The following is a 22,039-nucleotide window of genomic DNA, read 5'->3' as shown; positions in this document are numbered from 1 at the left end:
GTTATGATATAGTAAAAAATAACAATTTAGGGGAAGTCTATGAAAAAAATAATATTTATCGTTTTACTGTTAATTAGCTTAAGTGCAAATGTTAAAGTATTTCTCTTGGACAAATATATCTTTGTTGGTGAACAAGAAAATCGAGAAGCAGCGATTATTGCAACGATGTGGCACTTGCAAGAAAAAGGATATAAAGAAAGTGATATTTCGTACATAAAACCGGCCTTTTATAGTAAAATCGGTTCTTACGGTATGAATGTACAGTTTAAAGATGAACCAAACGAATCATATACATATAGAGTTTCGAAAGATAAGAAAACAAATAAAGTAACTGTACACCAAGATAGCAATGAGCCAGGTGGTATGGGCGGAAAGCATCAAGAACTTAAATAGATACGAGAGACTGCTAATAGGTAATATTAGCAGTCTTTTGTATTTTTAGAGGGGCCTCGAGCATTTCATAATCATAAAATGATGTTTTTCATGTATCGATTAATCATACTTATGTCGATCTTCCGTAATTCGAATATACTCAATATCCATCAAATCTCGTAGTAATGCACCATTACTTAGTTCCACACCATGTTTCTCTTTGAAATGTGTACGAATTGTATCTAACATTTCAATTTCTTTTCCATTCACATCTAAAATAATACGTTCAGAATCATCCATATAGCATCCTCCTTTTTTAAACATATATATTTTGTCCGTCTATTTCTAAAAAATGTATGTTAACGTAATGTTAGGAAATAAGAAAGGAATGGAAAATGAGGCGTATTTATTTTATAGGGGTAATTTTGTATACGTTAGTTGTATTACATGTTGCATTCCCAAATATCTTTTCATTTGAGGATTTAGAAACAGTACACGTTGCGATATTTATTTTTGCTCTATTTGTAGTAGATTGCTTTATTTCTATATGGCTTTCGAAAAGAAAAGATATACAAGGTAAAAAAGAAATGGAACGGAAAAGGAGAAAACGTTCATTTTGGATGACGACGTATTGCTTTTCTTTAGCAATTGCTGCTGCTTTTTTTAGTGAGCATATTCCGTTAGAAAGATTAAATATTGGATTTGGAGCGTTCGTATTTGCATACTATTTTTTTATGCACTTTCTTCCTTATATGAAAGAAAAGCGAGGAGAAGAGGAAGACCAGCTTGTAGAAGAAGCGAGAGAACAAGAGCATAAGAGAATAGAAGGGGATATAAAGAAACTTGGAGAACAAAAGTGGTATTTAAAATCAAAAATCATATACGTTCTTTGCTTTATTACGCCGCCAATTGGTTATTTATATGTTTTCTTTCTTCGTAAAAAAATGACAGAAGGTGCAAAGCAAACGTACTTAATGGTTGCGACGATTATGATGGCATTATGGTCTTTGAAGTTTTTACCTCCTTATGTATTGGCAATTACCGTTGTTGTTATAGCTTGTCTTGTATTTATAGTGAAATATGTGAAATGAAAAACACCAAGCCCATGTGGACTTGGTGTTTTATCTATAAATTAAAGATCACCTTGCTCCTCATCACCACGAACAACAAGGACATCGCATTTCGCATAGCGAATAATATGTTCAGAGACGCTACCGATTAGGAAGCGTTCAACAGCATTTAAACCAGTCGCACCACACATAATTAAATCTACTTTATGGTTTGGAGCGATTTCTTTTGAAATTTTAGATTTAGGGTTACCAAATTCTAATACAGTTTCAATTTTTTCAAGACCAGCTTCAAGCGCAGTTTTTTTGTAGTCTTCTAATAAGTCTTCTGCAAATAGATTTGCACGTTCAGCAATTGCACGGCTATAAGCCTCTACTGCTGAGTACGCTTTTACATCAACGATATGAGCAATTGTTAATGTTGCATTATTGCGCTTTGCGACTTGAATTGCTTTTTTAAAGGCTTTTTCTGCTTCTTTAGAACCATCCACCGCGATTAAAATATTTGTATATGTATTATTCATAGTAAATTCCTCCCAATCTGTTTTATAACTGTTTACAACTTAATTATAAAACAAATTTTGGTAACGTGCTTGCCAGAAACGTTACAGAATTTTGAAAACTCTGTTTCAATTCATTTTAGTTGTAATTGGAGCGAGAACTTGTTACATATGAAGTATAGCAATTTAAAAGGGGGCAGTTTTGTGAGACATGCGCTCATTACAGCCGGTACGAAAGGTTTAGGAAAGCAAGTAACAGAAAAGTTATTGGCTAAAGGCTATTCAGTAACAGTAACATATCATAGCGATATAACGGCTATGGAAACGATGAAAGAAACATATAAAAACGTAGAAGAGCGTCTACAATTCGTGCAAGCGGATGTCACGAAAAAGGAAGATTTACATAAAATGGTAGAAGAAGCGATAAGCCGTTTTGACAAAATTGATTTCTTAATTAATAATGCTGGTCCATATGTATTTGAACGAAAAAAGTTAGTCGATTATGAAGAAGATGAATGGAATGAAATGATTCAGGGTAATTTAACAGCGGTATTTCATTTGTTGAAACTTGTCGTTCCGGTTATGAGAAAACAGAACTTTGGCCGTATTATTAATTACGGATTCCAAGGGGCAGATAGTGCACCGGGATGGATTTATCGTTCAGCTTTTGCAGCAGCGAAAGTAGGACTTGTTTCATTAACGAAAACTGTTGCTTACGAAGAAGCAGAATATGGAATTACTGCAAATATGGTATGCCCTGGTGATATTATTGGTGAAATGAAAGAAGCGACAATTCAAGAAGCACGTCAGTTGAAAGAACGTAAAACACCAATTGGTAGATCTGGAACAGGCGAAGATATCGCAAGAACGATTTCGTTTTTATGTGAGGAAGATTCCGATATGATTACCGGTACAATTATTGAAGTAACTGGTGCAGTAGATGTTATTCATAGACATCGATAGAGAAAAATAAAGTGAAGATTCGAATGATTGGACAGTTTATCCTTTATGCTGATAGGTGCGGATAATACTGTCCTTTAATATAAAATTAAATCTATCGGAAAACTTATATTATTTTTTGTCAAATATTGAGATATTATGTTAAAATATAAGAGCGTAGAAAGCGCTTTAAAAAATGATTCAGGGGTCATTTCATAACTCAAGGGGGAACTAATAATGCGTATCGGTATTCCAACAGAAATTAAAAACAATGAAAACCGCGTGGCAATGACGCCAGCGGGAGCAGTACATTTAGTGCAAAATGGTCATGAAGTTTTTGTTCAAAAAGGAGCAGGTTTAGGGTCTGGCTTTACGGATGAAGAATACGTACAAGCTGGTGCGAAACTTGTTGAAACTGCTGAAGAAGCATGGAATCAAGATATGGTTATGAAGGTAAAAGAGCCAGTAGCAAGTGAATACGGCTATTTTCGCGAAGGTTTAATTTTATTCACATACTTACACTTAGCTCCAGAACCAGAATTAACGAAAGCATTAATTGATAACAAAGTTGTATCAATTGCATACGAAACAGTACAATTAGATAATCGTTCATTACCATTACTTGCACCTATGAGTGAAGTAGCAGGTCGTATGTCTGCACAAATCGGTGCACAATTCCTTGAGAAAAACAAAGGCGGTAAAGGTATTTTACTTGCAGGCGTTCCAGGGGTAAAACGCGGCAAAGTAACAATTATCGGCGGTGGTCAAGCTGGTACAAACGCAGCGAAGATTGCAGTAGGTTTAGGTGCAGATGTAACAATCATCGACTTAAGCGCAGAACGTCTTCGTCAACTAGATGACATTTTCGGTAACCAAGTAAAAACATTAATGTCTAATCCATACAACATTGCAGAAGCTGTAAAAGAATCTGACCTTGTTATTGGTGCAGTATTAATTCCAGGTGCAAAAGCGCCAAAACTTGTAACTGAAGAAATGATTCAATCAATGGAACCAGGTTCTGTCGTTGTAGATATCGCGATTGACCAAGGTGGTATTTTCGAAACAACTGATCGTATTACAACTCATGATAACCCAACTTACGAAAAACACGGCGTTGTTCATTATGCAGTTGCTAATATGCCAGGTGCGGTTCCACGTACGTCAACACTTGCATTAACAAACGTAACAGTACCATATGCAGTGCAAATTGCGAACAAAGGCTACAAAGATGCTTGCCTAGGCAACACTGCATTATTAAAAGGTATTAACACATTAGACGGATATGTAACATTCGAAGCAGTTGCAGAAGCGCACGGCTTACAATACGCTGATGCGAAAGAGCTTCTTGAAAAAGCTCCTGCTTTATCATAATAGAGACAAATTCAAGACCTTCCTTTATGAGGAGGGTCTTTTTTTATGGAGAAATAACATGTGAATAATTGTTATTTATTGGTGTAAATTGATTTTCATTATGATAATTTAGAATTATATAACAAAAAGAGGGGATTCAATGGGGAGCAAAAAGAGGAAGAAAAAGCAAGCTAAAAGACAAAAGTATATAAAGAAAAAACAGGAACAGAACATACCTCTTTCAAAAAAAGTGGTCATTATGATAGAGAAAACATTTCGGTATATTTGTATGGCTCTGTATGTGATTTTGTGTATGTATTCATTTGGAGTGTTGTACAGTTTTGAGATAACCCCCAATATTATTGAGAGCATTCTAGAAGTTACACTTGTCGTAATAGAATTAGCCTTATTTGTTATACTCTTTGCTACAGTATGGCCTAGTCATGAAAGTAAGAAAGATAAGCAAAGAAAAATGAGAAAAAAATCTTCATATGCTTCAAGTTCATCAAGTGGATTCGGTGACTACAGTAGCAATGATTGTAGCAGCTCAAGTGATGGTGGTGGAGATTGCGGAGGTGGTGGAGACTAAGCTAGTTTTTCAGAAGAACGACTAATGAAAGGATGAGACGAAAGATGGAAACTGTGAACTTAATAGAATTAACAAAGGACATTCAAGATCAACATAAAAACTTCGTCGTTTCAAATGTAAATAGTCATTGCTTACGAATCGCTGTATTTACTGGTGAATATGATTGGCACTATCATTCTAATTCGGATGAATTATTCATTGTATTAGAGGGAGAATTACTTATTGATTTTGAGGATGGAGAAACAGCGGTATTAAAGCCAAATGATTCTATTTTAATTCCAGCATGTACGATTCATAGAACGAGAGCATTAAAGAGAACGGTAAATCTTTGTTTTGAAAATATAGAGGCGGATACAATTATAGTGGAGCAATTATGAAAAAATTATCTGTAGCCGAGTATAGAAAAATCCTTCCGATTTTAGAAAGTCATACAAAAACGACGACGTTTGCTTATGCGGTATGTGATCAAATGATAGATGGTGAAGTTTTTACAAACGGGCAGTTAACAGCAGGATTAATTATTACAGGTAACGGTATCTATTATTTATTTGGTGATACGGATGATCACAAGTATAACGAAAGTTTATTTGCATATTTAAAAATGGCTATTGAAAAAACAGAGAAGAGATTTACACTCTTTACTTCAAGTGAAGAGTGGGAAATGATGATAGAAGGGCGATTTAGTAATATACTTCGGAACATTCCGTGAATGAAATTTCAAAGCATAGCCTTTGAAGAGAAAAAACAAGATTGTAACATAAATACATATGAAGTGAAGCGTATTGATAGAAAAGATATAGCACAAAGCAATGAATTTACAGAGGAATATTATAAAGAATATTGGGGATCAACTAAAGTGTTTTTAAATAATGGCTTTGGATTCTGTATAGAACAAGATGGGATAATTGTAGCGGAATGTGTTTCGATATTTAACGGGAATGGATTTGCTGAAATTGATATTGTAACGCATGAAGCATATCAAGGGAAAGGATTAGCCCAAGCTGTTGCAATGCGGTTCATTGAACATTGTATGAAAAATAATATTACACCGTGCTGGGATTGTTATGTAGACAATATTCCTTCGCAAAAATTAGCTAGTAAATTAAGTTTTTATCATCCAATAGAATATAGATTGCTTGTACGTAAGAAAACGGGGGAATAAAAATGAATGTGGAGTTAACGAGATTCAAAGTGAAACAAGGTAAAAGTCGTCGTGTAGATGAATGGATGCAGCTTCTGAATGACAATATGAAAGAAGTGCTGTTGACACTAAACGACGAAAAAATGTACGTTGAGACAATTTTCCGGGAAATAAGAGATGGAGAAGAGTACTTATATTGGTATTCTGTGCAAGGAAAAGGTGGTATTTTTGTCGAAAATTCGCATCATGAAATTGATAAAAAGCATTTAGCGTTTTGGTATGAATGTATTGATGAAGAAGCACCATCTGTTGATATGAAAACAGAAGTTGTTATGATTCAAGATGTTGTGAAGGAAGCGATGAAATAATAGAATAGTATTTTAGATAGAAGCGCATCAAAATGGATGTGCTTTTTATTATGGAATTTTTTTTAGAAAAGCTGTATACATTTTACGCTCTCAAACGTTGAGTATATAGAGAGGAGAGCCGAATGAGTCATGATACGTTTGAATCGTTATTAATAGAGAAATCAAAAGCTGTGTTTGGATACTTAATTAAGATTGGAGCAGATAGAAAAGAAGCAGAAGATATTGTGCAAGATACGTTGTATAAAGCTTTATTGCTTATGGAGGAAATACCGTTAGGACATTTAGCACCGTGGCTATTTAGAGTTGCGATAAATCAGCACCGAGATTTACATCGAAAAGAAAAAAGGCTAAATCCCATTGCGATTGAATCTGTCGTTCTTATTGGGCAAAAGTCATTAGATGAAGTGCTTTTAACAAGTGAGTTACAAGGAGAAGTACAAGAAATATTGGAGACGATGACGGAGGATTATCGTCATATTTTACTGTTGAAATATGAGTATGAACTATCTTATAAGGAAATTGCCATTTTATTAAGTATGAAAGAAGATACAGTAAAAACAAGCTTGTACCGTGCAAGAAATCAATTTAAAAAACTGTATAGGAGGAGAAATGATGAGTCGGAAGGACTTTGATTTGAATATGAATGATAAGCAAGTGAAGACTTTGATGAAGAGAGCGAAGAGGAAGCAGTTTTGGAGAAACTGGCTTATTTCTATTTGTGCGTCCATTATGGTTATAGTAATTTTGTTTTTGGGTGCAGCTTACTTTTCTCAGCAAACATTTAGAAAAATGGAAAGAGAAATGAATGCACTACATATGGTTCAAGGGCCTAATATCCGTTTCAGCGGAAGTATGTATTTAAGTCTTGGTATGACAGGAAGTACAGTAATATATAACTCTTATAAAAATATAGCTGGTCAACCAGTGAAATGGGTAAATGATATATACGAATCTGGTATATGGAGTTATAGTATGAAGCATTACAATGGTGAACTTGTTAGTCTAGATGAGGAAAAAAGGGGTGAAGAGGCTGTTACGATACCAGATTATAATGTGCAAACAATGCAGAGGGAAATGAGGTTTTATTTACCTTTCGTTACTTATAAAAATTATGTGGATGACCTGAAAAATATTGGAGATTTGCAAAATAAAGTTGCAGAAGTAGCCTTATCTTTTGATAAATCGTATACAGCTGAACAAATTACTGATATGCTTCCGAAAAGTGTACAGCCAGTTTGGTTTTGGGTAGATACATATAATGAAAAGAAAAGTGATTCTTATGTAGGGTTAAAAGATCCTAAAAATGGCGCAATATTAAATGCGGAAATGGCTAGAAATGTTTTTGGATTTGAAGGAAGTTATGCAAAAGTAAAAGAAGATGTGAAAAACGATTTAACAATAAACTCAAAAGAGTTTCTGTACCAAATGAAGCATTTAGCAAAAAATAGTGAAGGTATACCAAGTGATTATTTTGAACAATATTATAAAGAAATAAAAAACACCAAACCAAAAGACTTACCAATATACGGTGTAGTCGTAACAGGGAAAACAGAGGATTTACAAAGTTTACAAGGGTCACCGTATATTAAGGCTGCTGTAAGAGGTGTAACAGTTGAGAAATATTAATTACAGTCTATTAATGTGAATAATCAGAAAATTTATGGTATACTATGTGAAAAGGAGGTTTATATGAGGCAAATACATGGAGCAATTTATATTTACATAACAATGTTTTTCGTGGCGATATCCTATGGATTAGGGCACGTGTATTCGCATCCTATACTAACTTTTTTAAGCGGAGCATGTATGGCGTTTGCGCTTCTTGTCCACCTTTTCTCAGTTTGGATCGTGAAATTTCAATTAAATATTAGTGAAATAGAAGAAGGCACTTTCTAAGTGGCCTTCTTTTTTTAATAATATTTTCGAAGTTCTTGTAGCAATTTTTCAATTTCGCATTCAGTTTCTTTACATATAGACATTGTACGTAATCTGAAAAATAAGCTACGTAAGAAAGATTTTATATTTCCGTATAGATACTCGTACGATTCAATATGTAATGTTTGTTTTTTGACGGGTAATTGAGCTACTAAATCATGAAGGGCTAATATGAGTACTTCTTCTTTTAGACCACTTTGGAGCATTGCGACAATCGGATAAACGAGACGTTCATCTTCCTCATATTTGTAGTAAATAGAATGGACGCAAACTTTGTTTAATAAAGTTTGTAATATTTCCTCGTAATATAAAGTTTCCAGTTTAGGACTACGAATAAGCGCCTCAAATGTATCAGAAGCGTGAGCGATACTATGTGCCCAGCCGTGGTCTTGCACATATCCGCGGAAATCATGCTCGTTGTTCATATATAGAACTAATTGATCTTTTACATGTAAAAGATCAGCCTGTGATAAGAAATTATGGTTTGTATCGGCATCAATAATGAGTGTAATTAATAATGTTGTAAAGGCGCGGGTAAATACCGCATCTTCGTCATCCGAATGAATTTTATACAATAAATATTTGTCACTGATGCTTTCTGATAATAGTTTCTGTAAGTGTGTGTGTGAAATATAGTCCTTCTTGATTAGGTGATAAAAAGTAGAGTAGATAAGTTTATCTCTTAAATAACTATCAGTATCCCCAATATGCTCCAGCATACTGGAACTTAAAGGATCGATATTGAGGACATTATTGATTACGTAATTATTATTACAAATTTCTTCTAACTGTTGTTGTAACATATAAACCTCCTATTTTAGAAAATTCTGTATTTTTATAGTATAATAAGAGGAAGAAATAGACAATAAATAAATGCTTTTGAATGGAGGGGCATGATGAAGAGAGCATTATTCTTTTTCATTAGTATTTTCTTTTTAGGGAGTTGTTCGATTTGGTATGTTACTTTTTCTAGCGAGAGCAAAAGTTGGACGGGACAATATAAGGGCCATATTAAGGACGACAGTGAAGATGGAGTGTTTACGTTTCAGTACAAAGGCGGAGATGGGAATACAGAATTTAAAAATTTAGAGATTGCTATTAATGGAGCCTTTAGCACAATGACACAAACGTCAGAAAGTCATAAAGGAGCAAAGATTGAAATGAAATCATCTTGTGTAAGTTGTGCGCCTTTATCTAAAGATGAACCGATAGAGGTTGTGATTAAATGGGATGATAAGTATGAGGAGAAGATGGTGTTAAATTTGAAATAGCCTAGAGTAAGGAGTTAAAAATGAATAGGCATATGAAAAAATTAATGTTTATAAATGTATTTCTAATCATATTATCAGCGTGCACCACAAAACAAGTAGAGGTAAAAAAAGTACCTGAAGAAGGGTATGTCATAGTAAGAAATGACACGGTATTTTTCGTCAGTGATAAAACGTTTGAAACAAAAATAGAGTTACAAAATTATATAGAACAACAAATGAATAAAGAGTATCCATCACATATAGTTTTGAGCTTTAAGGATAAACGTGCATATAATCAATTAAAAACAGGGGATAAAATAAAATTATGGTCTTCTCAAATGCTTGAAAGTTATCCAGCAAAAATGATTGTAGAGAAATTTGAAATAGTAGAGAAATAGAAAAAGGCAGCAACCAAGCTGCCTTTTTTCTTATTTTACAAATTGTAATTCTTTCGGGAACTTCGTTAAAATTTCTGATCCGTCTTTTGTGATGTAAATATCATCTTCAATACGAACGCCACCTACGTTTGGTACGTAAATACCTGGCTCGATTGTGAAGACCATACCTTCTTTTAATGGAGACTCGTTACTAGCTTTTACATCTGGATATTCGTGTACGCTAATTCCAAGTCCGTGACCAAGGCGGTGCGGGAAGAAGTCACCGTAACCTGCATCTGCGATAACAGAACGAGCAGCATTGTCGATTGCGCCAAGTGTAACACCTGGTTTACATGCTTCAACTGCTTGTAGTTGTCCAGCAAGTACAGTGTTGTAAATACGAGTGTGCTCTTCAGAAATCCCACCGAATGCCACTGTACGTGTAATATCAGAGCAATAACCATCAATGATTACGCCTAAATCAAATAGTACGAAATCGCCGCGTTTCATTTTGTTTGCGCCAGGAATACCGTGTGGAAGAGCTGAGTTCGCACCTGCTAATACCATCGTATCAAATGACATTTTATGTATGCCTTTTGTTTTTAATTCGTGTTCAATAATTGCTAATACTTCTAGCTCGCTGCGGTTTTCTTTAATTGCATTTACACCAACTTCAACAGCATAGTCCGCCATTTTAGCTGCTTCGCGTAAAATAGAAAGCTCTTTTTCATCTTTAATTAAACGAAGTTCACGAACTTTCTCTTCAGCTGATTTGAAAGCTGCATTTGGGAATAGTTTTGTTAATTCTTCGTAGCGTTCTACGTTTAAATGTTCTTTTTCAATTGCAACTGCATTTGCATTGATGCCGCGGTCTTTAATTGCTTTTGCAATCATATCCCATGGTCGATCAGTGTCAGTGAATCCGATAATTTCATGTGCCCAGCCAGCGTTACGAGCTTGACCTTCTTCCATTTTAGGACAAATTAAAATAGGTTCTTTTTCTTGGAATACAAACATACCAAGTAATCTTTCATGTGGTTCACAGTGGAAGTTTGTCATGTAGAAAACGTTCGGTGTAGAAGTTAAGAACGCAGCTTCTATGTTTTTTTCTTTTAGCCATTGCATTAAATTTTCTAATCTAGCATTCATCGATTGGCACCCCCGAGATATTTAATTACAAATATAACTTTAACTCGGAAGAAAGCGTTATGACAAGTAAATAGATGTTAGAAAAGACAGGGGATTCAAAAATCATGTAGAATAAAAAGTGAGAATGTGAATAGGGGAGGAATGTAATAATGAAAGTATCTTATCATGGACATTCAGTTGTGAAAATTGAGGCGAATGGAAAAGTTATTTTAATTGACCCGTTTTTAACAGGTAATCCGAAAACAGATTTAAAAGCTGAAGATGTAAAAGTGGATGCAATTCTTTTATCGCATGGACACGGTGATCATGTTGGAGATACAGTAGAGCTTGCGAAGAAAAATAATGCAGTTGTTGTAGCGCCATTTGAATTAGCAACATTTTTAAGTTGGCAAGGTGTAAATACACACCCGATGCATATTGGTGGTTCACATGAATTTGACTTCGGAAAAGTGAAGTTTACACAAGCATTCCACGGCTCTAGTTATATTGATGAAGAAAATAAGACGATTACATATACAGGTATGCCAGCAGGTATTTTATTTACAGCAGAAGAGAAAACTGTATACCACGCAGGAGATACTGCACTATTCTCTGACATGAAGTTAATTGGGGAATTAAATAAAGTTGATCTAGCATTTTTACCAATTGGTGATAATTTCACAATGGGACCAGAAGATGCTGTACTAGCGGCAAAATGGATTAATGCGAAAACTGTTGTACCGATGCATTACAATACGTTCCCAGTTATTGAACAAGATCCATATCAATTTGTAGAAAAGCTACAAAATTGTACAGGGAAAGTATTAGAAGCTGGAGAAAGTATTACACTATAGAAAAGAAACCCTTCATTTGAAAAGAAAAGTGAAGGGTTTTTTACGTGTGTAGGACAGCTTTTAATGCTTGTATTTGTTTTGGTGATTCTTTTCTTTTGGTAAGTGGTTGTTCAGGTGTTTCATTCAATTCTATTGCAACCTTTTTCCCATCTACGAAAGCTAAAAATACAGCACCTACAACCTCTAAAAATTTTTTCATCATGTGTTCGCTCCTTTGTTTTATTTCTTGTCTTAATTGTATAGGTAATCAAGTGTACGAACTATCGAATGAGATGACGATAGCATTACATTGTTGTAATAGAATGACTGGTGGAATGTAAGAGTCATTTTGTTATAAAAAAAATAGTACAGGTATGCAAAGAGAGAGTGTAACAGTTTTGAAAATATAGTATACTAAAAGTACAACACATGAAGAATTTAGGGAAAAGAAAGTATGGTGAAACCATTTGGCTACCAAGCATAACCAAATTTTAGAACATATTAATAGCCTGCCAGTAGGCCATAAAATTTCTGTAAGACAAATTGCGAAAGATTTGAGTGTAAGTGAAGGGACCGCTTACCGTGCAATTAAAGATGCAGAAAATAAAGGATATGTTAGTACAATTGAACGTGTCGGAACAATTCGAATTGAACAAAAGAAGAAAGAAAATATCGAAAAACTGACATATGCAGAAGTCGTTAACATTGTCGATGGTCAAGTACTTGGGGGCAGAGAAGGACTACATAAAACATTAAATAAATTCGTAATCGGAGCTATGAAATTAGAAGCGATGATGCGCTATACAGAAGCTGGGAATTTACTCATTATTGGTAACCGTACGAATGCACATGAATTAGCGCTAGAAACTGGAGCTGCTGTATTAATTACGGGCGGGTTTGATACGGAAGATCATGTAAAGAAATTAGCAGACGAATTAAAGCTGCCGATTATTTCAAGTAGCTACGATACATTTACGGTTGCAACGTTAATTAACCGTGCAATTTATGACCAACTTATTAAGAAAGAAATTGTACTCGTTGAAGATATTTTAACGCCAATTGAAGAAACGTTATATTTAAGGCCGAGTGATACAGTACAGCAATGGCATGCGTATAACGAAGAGACAATGCACGGAAGATATCCAATCGTCGATGAAAATAACAAAGTGCTAGGAATCGTAACTTCAAAAGATATGATCGGTGTAGCGAAAGAAACACCAATTGATAAAGTAATGACAAAACACCCAATTACAGTGAACGGTAAAATGTCTGTCGCGGCTGCGGCACGTATGATGGTGTGGGAAGGAATTGAATTACTTCCTGTCGTTGAGGAAGGAAATAAGCTGCAAGGTATTATTAGCCGTCAAGATGTACTTCAGGCACTGCAAATGATTCAACGTCAGCCACAAGTTGGAGAAACAATTGATGATATTGTAACGAATCAATTTATGACGCCAAAAGAAGCGAGGAATGAGCATCTATATCAATTTTCGGTGACGCCACAAATGACGAACTCAATCGGAACGTTATCGTACGGTGTATTTGCAACAATTGTGACAGAAGCGACAAATCGCGTCATTCGTGCGCAAAAGAAAAGCGATTTAATTGTTGAAAACTTAACGATTTATTTCGTAAAGCCGGTTCAAATTGATAATGTTGTATCCGTTCATCCGAAAGTATTAGAAATTGGGCGTAAATTTGGTAAGGTCGATGTAGAGGTGCATCATGAAGGTAATGTTGTTGGAAAAGCATTACTTATGGTTCAGTTAATCGATAAATAAAAAGATGGGACAAATCGTTTTGATTTGTTCCATCTTTTTTGCTGTTTTACATTTGAAAGGCATGATTTTAGATGGGAGTTTTAGTGGAATATGTATGGGATGGAGTGGAAAAGTAACGTGATAAAAGACAGAATAGTAATTCAATTCCGTCGTATATTGTGTTATGATTATATTGTAAGAAAATGGATTTCTGAAAGGTGGTATGCATTATGTCGTCAGCCGTACTCTTTTTTTGTAGTATCGCACTATTTTACTTTCTTGTAATGATACCGATCCAATATTTATACTTACAAGGTTTACATGAAAAAAAGGAAAAGACAGGATTATCTCAGCGAGAGCTATATGAAAAAATGTCTTTTGGAGAAGAACAATTACATTTTCACGTACAAGGTAACCCATTTAATATACCATCTGCGTTTGTTGCATATATGATTTTGAAAGTTAGGGGACGTAAAAAAGCATCACAATATTGATGCTTTTTTATGTTGCTTCATAGACTTCGGCTTCTTTAACTGCTAATGGCAAGAAATGTTTGTATTGGCGAAATCCATTAAATACACTTGCACTACCAAATAGAATGAATAAAACACCAACGATAATACGAGCGGTTGAAAGTTCTAAAAAGAATTGGTTTATCCCGAAAAATAAAACGAATGAACCGAGTGCCATTGCGGATTTTCCTGAGAGCCAACCTTTTTCCATTGGGCGGTTTGTACGAAAGTATTTTGTTTTGTAAAAGATGTACAACATAAATGAGACGATAATACAGAAGACTAATACTGGCATAATGAACACTCCCATCGCTTTGTGAAAAATAATAGAAAAGAAAAAGAAATATCTAAACTTTCTAACTTTTATTATAAAGCAATTGTTCGCATGTATGAAATACTTTCCGTTATAATGGAGGATAAAGTGAAACTTTAATTAGTGTGGGGATGTTTCCATGCGCTAATGATTAGCCCCATCCATTGGGCTTTTACTGCACGTTAAAGTGAAGAAGTTGATTAAAAAGGAGATTATACATATGCATGAGCAAATTTTAGGAGCAATTAAAGAGTTTGATACAATTATTATTCATCGCCACGTGCGTCCGGATCCAGATGCGTTAGGTTCACAGGGTGGTCTTGGTACAATTCTACAAGAATCGTTTCCAGAGAAAAATATTTATACGATTGGGTACAATGAACCGTCACTAGCATACTTACGAGTAATGGATGATATTGAAGATAGTGTATACGAAAATGCGCTTGTTATTGTTTGTGATACTGCGAATCAAGAACGTGTTGACGATCAACGCTATACAAAAGGGAAGATGTTAATTAAAATTGATCATCATCCAAACGAAGATCCATATGGAGATATTACGTGGGTAGATACGACAGCGAGTTCTACAAGTGAAATGATTTATGAGTTTTATAACTATGGAAAAGATAAGGGGTTAAAAATAACAAAAGAAGCAGCCCGCCTTATTTTAGCAGGAATTGTTGGAGATACAGGTCGTTTCTTATTCCCAAATACGACAGCAAAAACACTTCGTTACGTAAGTGAGCTTGTTGACATGGGTGTGAAATTCACAGATTTATACAATGAAATGTATAAGACAAAAGAAAAAATTGCTCGTTTAAACGGTTATATTTTACAAAACTTTACGATGGTAGAAGAAGGAGCAGCTTACATTAAATTAACGAAAGAAGTATTAGAAGAGTTTGATGTACTTCCTTCTGAAGCATCTGGTGTTGTTGGAGCGCTTGGCAATATTGATGGATTAAAGGCGTGGGTTCTATTTTTAGAGGAAGACGACGTAATTCGTGTTCGTCTTCGTTCAAAAGGACCAGTTATAAACAAATTGGCAATGCAATATAACGGCGGAGGGCATCCGATGGCTTCTGGTGCCAAGGCATCTTCTTGGGAAGAAGCGGATCGTCTTTTTGCTGATTTACGTGAGATTTGTAAATAAGAGACTATATGTTAGAACGAAAAGAAGGAGCGGCGCTAAAGCCCTCCTTCTTTATTTTTCTTTCTCTATAGTTATGCTAATTTCAAGCACTGTATCAAAAGATATTGTATCGACTTTAAAACGGTATAGCCGATCGTAATGTTTGTACGTTTTATTTTCGATTACCTTTTTTAGCAGGTCTTTATTTTTTGCGATACTTTGAATGTTTTTCGTTAAAAGATGCTGGAGATCATTATGGATAGATGTAGTCATATTTTCGAGTGTAAGATTGTCTAAATCGTATTTTTCTCGATTGATAAGTTTTATTTTAATCTCTTGAATGGTTAAGAGTCGTTTATTTTCAGTGTTCAATTTTTCTTGATCTTCGAGAAGGACGTGGAGCTTTGCTTCTTGTTTTTCTATAATTTCTCTTTGTTCTGCTATTTTACTAGCTTGTTCTTCTTGAAAAACACCGTATATGTACAAAAAAATAAACCAGCTCAACACGCCTCCAACAGCAGCACCAGCTAATACTAAGTACCATCTTTTTGCTGTATTGGCACTTGGTACTCTCATACATGTTCCTGCGTTAGCCATTTAATAATAATGAGACCTGTTTGCATACCACCAGTTGCGAAAAAAATAAGGAGAATTTGTTTTACGATATCTTTCATATCTCCGCCAAAGAAACTTCTTTCAAAGCTATAAAAGGTATCGAATGTTCCACCGATTGCTGCAACGAGTGCCCAAATTCTTAAATTTTGGGCGAATTGATTAATGTAAGTTAGAGCTGGTTTTCCGATAAGAAACGCACCAAATCCACCAATTAATGAACCGCCAAGTATAACCCCAAAGGCAATAAAATAACTAATAATAAGCAGAGAGAAAAAAGTATGTTCTCTTACATCCATCGTCATTCCCCTTTCTTCTTCATATATATGGACAAAGTATAAGAAGTATGTTTTGATTTCCGCTTTCCTCATCACCTATAATAAAAGTAGTCAAATAGGTAAAGAGAGGGTACAACAGTGAAGTTTGTGCATTTACAATGTCAAACCGTTTTTAGTTTATTAAAAAGTGCTTGTAAAATTGATGAGCTTGTAGTCAGGGCGAAAGAACTCGGTTTTTCATCGCTGGCTATTACGGATGAAAATGTTATGTATGGCGTTATTCCGTTTTATAAAGCATGTAAGAAACATGGTATACAGCCTGTTATTGGATTAACCGCTTCTATTTTTAGTGAAGAAGAAGAAAGGTCTTATCCGCTTGTATTACTTGCTGAGAATGAAATAGGCTACCAAAATTTATTAAAGATTTCTAGCAGTATTATGACAAAGTCCAAAGAAGGTATTCCTAAGAAGTGGCTTGCGCATTATGCGAAAGGATTAATTGCAATTTCACCAGGTAAAGATGGCGAAATTGAGCAATTATTACTAGAAGACAATGAGAGTCAGGCTGAAGAAGTAGCTCGCACATATCAAAATATGTTCGGCCATTTTTATATGAGTTTGCAGCATCATGCGATTCAAGATGAGTTGCTTTTACAAGAGAAACTACCTGAATTTATTAGTAGGGTTAATATTCCGGTCGTTGCAACAAATGATGTGCGCTATATCAATCAAAGTGACGCGCTTGTTCATGAATGTTTACTATCTGTTGAAAGTGGAACGAAAATGACTGATCCAGATAGGCCGAGGCTGAAAACAGATCAGTATTATTTAAAGTCATCGGATGAAATGGAAGCACTATTTTCCCATGCGCCGGAAGCAATCAAAAATACAATAAAAATTGCAGAGCGTTGCCAAGTAGAAATACCGTTCCATGTAAATCAACTTCCGAAGTTTCCTGTTCCGTCTAATGAAACGAGTGATATATACTTGCGTCGTGTTTGTGAAGAAGGTTTGCGGAAACGATATGGTGCTCCGAAAGAAGTGCATATAAAGCGTTTGGATCATGAATTAAATGTTATTTCTCGTATGGGATTTAGTGATTATTTCCTCATCGTATGGGATTTTATGAAGTATGCACATGAAAATCATATTCTAACAGGACCAGGTCGTGGATCGGCAGCTGGTTCACTCGTTTCATACGTATTAGAAATTACAGATATTGATCCAATTGAATACGATCTATTATTTGAAAGGTTTTTAAATCCTGAACGTGTGACGCTTCCTGATATTGATATTGATTTTCCAGACGTAAGACGTGATGAGATGATTCGCTATGTGAAAGATAAATACGGTCAGCTCCGTGTTGCGCAAATTGTAACGTTTGGTACGCTTGCAGCAAAAGCGGCAATTAGAGACATTGCCCGCGTAATGGGGCTTCCGCCGCGAGATATTGATATATTTTCAAAACTTATCCCATCAAAGCTCGGTATAACGTTAAAAGATGCATATGAAGAATCACAATCACTTCGTGAGTTTATACAAGGGAATCTTCTACATGAGCGTGTGTTTGAAATCGCAAAACGTGTAGAAGGTTTACCACGTCATACGTCTATTCATGCGGCTGGTGTTATTATGAGTCAAGAACCGCTAACAGGCAGTGTAGCAATTCAAGAAGGACATAACGATGTTTATGTTACGCAATATCCAGCCGATGCGCTAGAAGAACTTGGGTTGCTTAAGATGGACTTTTTAGGATTACGTAATTTAACGTTACTTGAAAATATTATAAAATTTATCGCGAACAAAACAGGGAAAGAAATCGATATAAGAAACTTACCTCTTCAAGATGAAAAGACGTTCCAATTATTAGGGAGAGGGGATACAACAGGTGTATTCCAGCTTGAGTCAGGTGGTATGCGAAATGTACTTCGCGGGTTAAAACCGAATGAGTTTGAAGATATCGTAGCTGTTAACTCGTTATACAGACCAGGACCGATGGAACAGATACCGACTTTTATTGAATCGAAACATGGAAAAAGAAAAATTGAATATTTACATCCGGATTTAAAGCCAATTTTAGAAAGAACATACGGCGTCATTGTATACCAAGAACAAATTATGCAAATTGCATCGAAGTTAGCAGGTTTTTCGCTCGGAGAAGCAGATTTACTGCGCCGTGCGGTGAGTAAAAAAAATCGTGATATTTTAGATCAGGAACGTAAGCATTTCGTCCAAGGATGTTTGCGAAATGGATACGATGAGACATCCGCAGAGAAAATTTATGATTTAATTGTAAGATTTGCGAATTACGGTTTTAACCGAAGTCACGCTGTAGCTTACAGTATGATTGGATATCAGCTTGCCTATTTGAAAGCGAATTATACGCTGGAATTTATGACGGCATTATTATCAAGCGCAATTGGAAATGAAGATAAGATTGTACAGTATATACGAGAAACGAAGCGGAAAGGTTTTCACGTTTTGCCGCCGTCTCTTCAGAGGAGTGGTTACAACTTCCAAATAGAAGGGAATGCGATACGTTACAGTTTACTTTCAATCCGAAATATTGGAATGGCTACAGTGACGGCATTATTAGAAGAACGAGAGAAAAAAATGTTCGAAGATTTATTTGAGTTTTGTCTCCGTATGCCGTCAAAGTTCGTAACGGAGCGTAATTTAGAAGCTTTCGTCTGGTCGGGATGTTTTGACGATTTTGGTGTTTCGAGAACGAATTTATGGAAAAGTATTAAAGGGGCGTTAGAGTACGCGAATCTCGCACGTGATTTAGGAGATGCTGTTCCAAAATCGAAATATGTACAAGGAGAAGAGTTATCTTTTATTGAACAACTAAATAAAGAGAAGGAAGCACTTGGCTTTTATTTATCAAGTTATCCAACAGCGCAGTATGTGAAGTTAGCAAAAGAATTAGAAATTCCATCTCTCGCTCAGGCGATGCGAAACAAGAAAAAAGTACAAAGAGCGATTGTGTATATAACAAGTGTGAGAGTGATTCGTACGAAAAAGTTTCAAAAGATGGCATTTATTACATTCTGTGATCAAAATGATGAAATGGAAGCGGTCCTCTTCCCGGAAACGTATATACATTTCTCGGATAAGTTGCAAGAAGGAGCAATTGTTTTAGTTGACGGTACGATTGAGCTAAGAAATCATAAGCTGCAATGGATTGTAAATGGACTATATCCGCTAGAGGAAATGGATGTTTATGAAGAAAAGAAAGACGCATCTGTTTACGTGAAATTGCCATCTCAGTATGAGAAAAAGCTTTTAAATCAGGTTACGAAAATATTGTTCGACTATTCAGGTTTTGCGAAAGTACTAATTTATTATGAAAAGGAACATAAAATGGTACAATTATCTCGGAGTTTATCGATTCATCCAAGTGAAGAATGTTTAGGAGCACTTCGTGAAATTGTCGGGGAAGAAAATGTAGTTGTGAAAATATAATGGACAATTTCCCTACACTTCGATTATTATAGTAGTAGTGTTCGTGGTCAGACCACTTGGAGAAATTGATATCAGCAAGAATAATTTGAGGAGAGTGGATAGTTTGTCAACACTTCGTGAAGAAGCACTTCACATGCATAAAGTGCATCAAGGAAAATTAGAAACTGTATCAAAAGTAAAAGTAGAAAATGCAAAAGATTTAAGTCTTGCATATTCTCCAGGGGTTGCAGAACCTTGTAAAGAAATTTATGACGATAAAAGTAAGGTATATGAATATACGATGAAGGGAAATATGGTAGCAGTTGTGACAGATGGAACAGCTGTACTTGGTCTTGGTAACATTGGACCTGAAGCATCTCTTCCAGTAATGGAAGGTAAAGCTGTATTATTCAAGAGCTTTGCTGGTGTAGATGCATTCCCAATTGCCTTAAATACAAACGATGTAGATAAAATTGTTGAAACTGTAAAATTAATGGAACCAACTTTTGGCGGCGTTAACTTAGAAGATATCGCAGCACCAAACTGCTTCATTATTGAAGAGCGTTTGAAAAAAGAAACAAATATTCCTATCTTCCATGATGATCAACACGGAACAGCTATCGTAACAGTAGCAGGTCTTGTAAATGCACTGAAATTAGTTGGAAAGAAAATGTCTGACATTAAAGTTGTCGCAAATGGCGCAGGTGCAGCAGGTATTGCAATTATTAAACTTTTATATCGCTATGGTGTACGCGACATTATTATGTGTGACCGTAAAGGCGCAATCTATGATGGTCGTCCTACAGGTATGAATCCGGTGAAGGATGAAGTTGCAAAATATACAAATAAGAATCGTATAGAAGGTTCTTTAGCTGATGTTGTACAAGGTGCGGACGTATTCATTGGTGTGTCTGCAGAAGGTGCATTAACAGAAGAGATGGTTCGTACAATGAATGACGATGCGATTATTTTTGCAATGGCGAATCCAGTTCCAGAAATTATGCCAGAATTGGCAAAAGCAGCGGGCGCAGCTGTTGTTGGAACAGGTCGTTCTGACTTCCCGAACCAAGTAAATAATGTACTAGCGTTCCCTGGTATTTTCCGCGGTGCACTTGACGTACATGCGACACAAATTAACGAAGAAATGAAGATGGCAGCTGTACAGGCTATTGCTGAGCTTGTAGCAGAAGATGAGTTAAATGCAGACTATATCATTCCGGCGCCATTTGACGCGCGTGTAGCGCCTCAAGTAGCGGCTTACGTTGCAAAAGCAGCAATGGAGACAGGAGTAGCTCGCCGTCAAGTAGATCCAAATGAGATCGCTGAAAAAACAAAACAATTAGCGCTGATTGGTAAAGAATAAGCGAGGAATTTCCATTGACATCATCAAATACAAAAGTATATCTCGAAATTGTAAAAAAAATCCGTTCCATTATGGAAGAGGATGGTTTGGTAGCGGGGGATCGTTTGCCGTCTGAGCGTGAGTTAAGTTCACGCTTAAACGTAGGACGTTCCTCTGTAAGAGAAGCATTGCGTGCTTTAGAACTGGTAGGATTGATTGAAACGAGACGTGGTGAAGGGACGTTTATTCGAAACTTTTATGATAACGGTCTTGTACAATTAATTGCTCCGTTCTTATTGCAAGATGAGAAAACAATTCGTGATCTATTACAAACGAAACGATTACTTGAGAAAGATATGATTCGAATTGTATGTAATTTACCGAAAGAAATGTTTTCTAAAGTACTAAGTAGATTACACCAAGTACTTGAAGGAAATGAAAGCTCAATCCCAACGCTTCATCAAACGTTCTTTAAAACCCTTATTGAACAAGTCGATAATTATTTACTATATCGCATTTGGATGATCGTAAATGATTACGTAGCAACTCTTTCTTGTAAAGTTTCAAGAGATTCTATCAATATGTATAGAAAGCTTTATGCTACTTTGGAAGAAAAACAAGAAAATGATGCACTAAAAATTTACGATGAATTAGTAGAGAATATACAGTTTCACTCGTAATGTATAAAATTTGTCGAAATGACCATGACACGTTATGACAAACATTCTACCGCATAGCGGTTAAAGTTAAACGTAAAGAGTGAGGTTATTAGACAGATTGAGAAGATAAGGCTAACA

General features: G+C 35.6%; 27 protein-coding genes and 1 pseudogene. 20 read left to right on the top strand and 8 right to left on the bottom strand.

The window, feature by feature from the left end; genetic code table 11:
- Nucleotides 1-39 precede the first annotated feature (39 nt).
- Complete coding sequence (locus BAQ53_RS21895; protein ID WP_208906232.1) at nucleotides 40-393, top strand: DUF3139 domain-containing protein; 354 nt, start codon at nucleotides 40-42, stop codon at nucleotides 391-393.
- A gap of 99 nt (nucleotides 394-492) precedes the next feature.
- Here the strand turns inward: BAQ53_RS21895 and BAQ53_RS21890 are convergent, their stop codons facing one another.
- Entirely contained in the window at nucleotides 493-672 is a 180-nt protein-coding gene (locus BAQ53_RS21890) for a hypothetical protein (RefSeq protein WP_000342760.1), read from the bottom strand.
- Between the two features lie 95 nt (nucleotides 673-767).
- On the opposite strand from BAQ53_RS21890, the gene BAQ53_RS21885 reads away from it, so the two are divergent.
- Nucleotides 768-1,463 (top strand): hypothetical protein, encoded by a 696-nt coding sequence (locus BAQ53_RS21885; protein ID WP_151521738.1) that lies wholly within the window; start codon nucleotides 768-770, stop codon nucleotides 1,461-1,463.
- 41 nt (nucleotides 1,464-1,504) lie between these two features.
- Here BAQ53_RS21885 and BAQ53_RS21880 read toward each other — a convergent pair whose 3' ends face one another.
- Complete coding sequence (locus BAQ53_RS21880; protein ID WP_001066672.1) at nucleotides 1,505-1,963, bottom strand: universal stress protein; 459 nt, start codon at nucleotides 1,961-1,963, stop codon at nucleotides 1,505-1,507.
- 147 nt (nucleotides 1,964-2,110) lie between these two features.
- Between BAQ53_RS21880 and BAQ53_RS21875 the strand changes: the two genes are divergently transcribed.
- The 9 genes and pseudogenes from BAQ53_RS21875 (at nucleotide 2,111) to BAQ53_RS21835 (ending at nucleotide 8,222) form a co-directional block, all read left to right on the top strand.
- A complete protein-coding gene (locus tag BAQ53_RS21875; RefSeq protein ID WP_208906964.1) occupies nucleotides 2,111-2,902 on the top strand; it encodes an SDR family oxidoreductase in 792 nt (263 codons plus the stop codon).
- 213 nt (nucleotides 2,903-3,115) lie between these two features.
- The gene (gene ald / locus BAQ53_RS21870) at nucleotides 3,116-4,249 is read left to right on the top strand and encodes an alanine dehydrogenase (protein ID WP_001219405.1); all 1,134 of its coding nucleotides are present in this window, start codon (nucleotides 3,116-3,118) and stop codon (nucleotides 4,247-4,249) included.
- A gap of 139 nt (nucleotides 4,250-4,388) precedes the next feature.
- Nucleotides 4,389-4,817, top strand: coding sequence for a hypothetical protein (locus BAQ53_RS21865; RefSeq protein ID WP_000534940.1), 429 nt, complete (start codon nucleotides 4,389-4,391; stop codon nucleotides 4,815-4,817).
- Between the two features lie 44 nt (nucleotides 4,818-4,861).
- Complete coding sequence (locus tag BAQ53_RS21860) at nucleotides 4,862-5,194, top strand: cupin domain-containing protein (RefSeq protein WP_000450939.1); 333 nt, start codon at nucleotides 4,862-4,864, stop codon at nucleotides 5,192-5,194.
- Nucleotides 5,191-5,979, top strand: a pseudogene (locus BAQ53_RS21855) (GNAT family N-acetyltransferase). Before BAQ53_RS21860 ends, BAQ53_RS21855 begins: the two are co-directional and overlap by 4 nt.
- A 2-nt stretch (nucleotides 5,980-5,981) precedes the next feature.
- Nucleotides 5,982-6,326, top strand: a complete 345-nt coding sequence (locus BAQ53_RS21850; protein ID WP_001100236.1) for a DUF6176 family protein — start codon at nucleotides 5,982-5,984, stop codon at nucleotides 6,324-6,326.
- A gap of 122 nt (nucleotides 6,327-6,448) precedes the next feature.
- A complete protein-coding gene (locus BAQ53_RS21845; RefSeq protein ID WP_000017720.1) occupies nucleotides 6,449-6,958 on the top strand; it encodes an RNA polymerase sigma factor in 510 nt (169 codons plus the stop codon).
- Nucleotides 6,939-7,952: an anti sigma factor C-terminal domain-containing protein gene (locus BAQ53_RS21840; RefSeq protein ID WP_208906231.1), complete on the top strand. Its 1,014-nt coding sequence runs from the start codon at nucleotides 6,939-6,941 to the stop codon at nucleotides 7,950-7,952. Before BAQ53_RS21845 ends, BAQ53_RS21840 begins: the two co-directional genes overlap by 20 nt.
- A gap of 63 nt (nucleotides 7,953-8,015) precedes the next feature.
- Complete coding sequence (locus tag BAQ53_RS21835) at nucleotides 8,016-8,222, top strand: hypothetical protein (protein WP_001248905.1); 207 nt, start codon at nucleotides 8,016-8,018, stop codon at nucleotides 8,220-8,222.
- 14 nt (nucleotides 8,223-8,236) lie between these two features.
- On the opposite strand, the gene BAQ53_RS21830 is transcribed toward BAQ53_RS21835, so the two are convergent.
- On the bottom strand, nucleotides 8,237-9,064 hold the full coding sequence (locus BAQ53_RS21830; RefSeq protein ID WP_000941450.1) for a DUF2785 domain-containing protein: 828 nt from the start codon (nucleotides 9,062-9,064) through the stop codon (nucleotides 8,237-8,239).
- Nucleotides 9,065-9,157: 93 nt separating this feature from the next.
- Between BAQ53_RS21830 and BAQ53_RS21825 the strand changes: the two genes are divergently transcribed.
- Nucleotides 9,158-9,532, top strand: coding sequence for a hypothetical protein (locus BAQ53_RS21825; RefSeq protein ID WP_000816729.1), 375 nt, complete (start codon nucleotides 9,158-9,160; stop codon nucleotides 9,530-9,532).
- 20 nt (nucleotides 9,533-9,552) lie between these two features.
- The gene (locus tag BAQ53_RS21820) at nucleotides 9,553-9,909 is read left to right on the top strand and encodes a DUF3221 domain-containing protein (RefSeq protein WP_001079381.1); all 357 of its coding nucleotides are present in this window, start codon (nucleotides 9,553-9,555) and stop codon (nucleotides 9,907-9,909) included.
- 30 nt (nucleotides 9,910-9,939) lie between these two features.
- Here the strand turns inward: BAQ53_RS21820 and pepQ are convergent, their stop codons facing one another.
- On the bottom strand, nucleotides 9,940-11,037 hold the full coding sequence (gene pepQ / locus BAQ53_RS21815) for a Xaa-Pro dipeptidase (RefSeq protein ID WP_208906230.1): 1,098 nt from the start codon (nucleotides 11,035-11,037) through the stop codon (nucleotides 9,940-9,942).
- A gap of 149 nt (nucleotides 11,038-11,186) precedes the next feature.
- On the opposite strand from pepQ, the gene BAQ53_RS21810 reads away from it, so the two are divergent.
- Entirely contained in the window at nucleotides 11,187-11,870 is a 684-nt protein-coding gene (locus BAQ53_RS21810; protein ID WP_000868924.1) for a metal-dependent hydrolase, read from the top strand.
- Between the two features lie 40 nt (nucleotides 11,871-11,910).
- Here the strand turns inward: BAQ53_RS21810 and BAQ53_RS21805 are convergent, their stop codons facing one another.
- A complete protein-coding gene (locus BAQ53_RS21805; protein WP_061884660.1) occupies nucleotides 11,911-12,072 on the bottom strand; it encodes a hypothetical protein in 162 nt (53 codons plus the stop codon).
- Nucleotides 12,073-12,316: 244 nt separating this feature from the next.
- On the opposite strand from BAQ53_RS21805, the gene BAQ53_RS21800 reads away from it, so the two are divergent.
- Both BAQ53_RS21800 and BAQ53_RS21795 read left to right on the top strand, forming a co-directional pair.
- Complete coding sequence (locus tag BAQ53_RS21800) at nucleotides 12,317-13,630, top strand: CBS domain-containing protein (RefSeq protein WP_000201574.1); 1,314 nt, start codon at nucleotides 12,317-12,319, stop codon at nucleotides 13,628-13,630.
- Between the two features lie 209 nt (nucleotides 13,631-13,839).
- The gene (locus tag BAQ53_RS21795) at nucleotides 13,840-14,103 is read left to right on the top strand and encodes a DUF3949 domain-containing protein (protein ID WP_000093043.1); all 264 of its coding nucleotides are present in this window, start codon (nucleotides 13,840-13,842) and stop codon (nucleotides 14,101-14,103) included.
- A 7-nt stretch (nucleotides 14,104-14,110) separates the two neighbouring features.
- On the opposite strand, the gene BAQ53_RS21790 is transcribed toward BAQ53_RS21795, so the two are convergent.
- Nucleotides 14,111-14,416: a YtpI family protein gene (locus BAQ53_RS21790; protein WP_001144757.1), complete on the bottom strand. Its 306-nt coding sequence runs from the start codon at nucleotides 14,414-14,416 to the stop codon at nucleotides 14,111-14,113.
- 238 nt (nucleotides 14,417-14,654) lie between these two features.
- On the opposite strand from BAQ53_RS21790, the gene BAQ53_RS21785 reads away from it, so the two are divergent.
- On the top strand, nucleotides 14,655-15,587 hold the full coding sequence (locus BAQ53_RS21785) for a DHH family phosphoesterase (RefSeq protein ID WP_000545130.1): 933 nt from the start codon (nucleotides 14,655-14,657) through the stop codon (nucleotides 15,585-15,587).
- Between the two features lie 51 nt (nucleotides 15,588-15,638).
- Here the strand turns inward: BAQ53_RS21785 and ytrI are convergent, their stop codons facing one another.
- Together ytrI and BAQ53_RS21775 are read right to left on the bottom strand one after the other, a co-directional pair.
- On the bottom strand, nucleotides 15,639-16,142 hold the full coding sequence (gene ytrI, locus BAQ53_RS21780) for a sporulation membrane protein YtrI (RefSeq protein ID WP_001265736.1): 504 nt from the start codon (nucleotides 16,140-16,142) through the stop codon (nucleotides 15,639-15,641).
- Nucleotides 16,139-16,552 carry a YtrH family sporulation protein gene (locus tag BAQ53_RS21775; protein WP_002005839.1) on the bottom strand — a complete coding sequence of 138 codons (414 nt, stop codon included), beginning with the start codon at nucleotides 16,550-16,552 and terminating at the stop codon, nucleotides 16,139-16,141. Before BAQ53_RS21775 ends, ytrI begins: the two co-directional genes overlap by 4 nt.
- 42 nt (nucleotides 16,553-16,594) lie before the next feature.
- On the opposite strand from BAQ53_RS21775, the gene dnaE reads away from it, so the two are divergent.
- From dnaE to BAQ53_RS21760, 3 genes are all read left to right on the top strand, one after another.
- Nucleotides 16,595-19,921, top strand: a complete 3,327-nt coding sequence (gene dnaE / locus BAQ53_RS21770; protein WP_000673719.1) for a DNA polymerase III subunit alpha — start codon at nucleotides 16,595-16,597, stop codon at nucleotides 19,919-19,921.
- A 133-nt stretch (nucleotides 19,922-20,054) separates the two neighbouring features.
- Nucleotides 20,055-21,263 (top strand): NADP-dependent malic enzyme, encoded by a 1,209-nt coding sequence (gene ystJ, locus BAQ53_RS21765; RefSeq protein WP_161508111.1) that lies wholly within the window; start codon nucleotides 20,055-20,057, stop codon nucleotides 21,261-21,263.
- 14 nt (nucleotides 21,264-21,277) lie between these two features.
- Nucleotides 21,278-21,922 carry a FadR/GntR family transcriptional regulator gene (locus tag BAQ53_RS21760; protein ID WP_000204432.1) on the top strand — a complete coding sequence of 215 codons (645 nt, stop codon included), beginning with the start codon at nucleotides 21,278-21,280 and terminating at the stop codon, nucleotides 21,920-21,922.
- The last annotated feature ends 117 nt before the right edge of the window (nucleotides 21,923-22,039 follow it).

The sequence above is a fragment of the Bacillus sp. B25(2016b) genome (assembly GCF_001679765.1).
GTDB classification, from domain to species: Bacteria; Bacillota; Bacilli; order Bacillales; family Bacillaceae_G; genus Bacillus_A; species Bacillus_A thuringiensis_K.
Note: the sequence above shows the minus strand (reverse complement) of the source record. Positions and strands in the feature narration are given on the sequence as shown.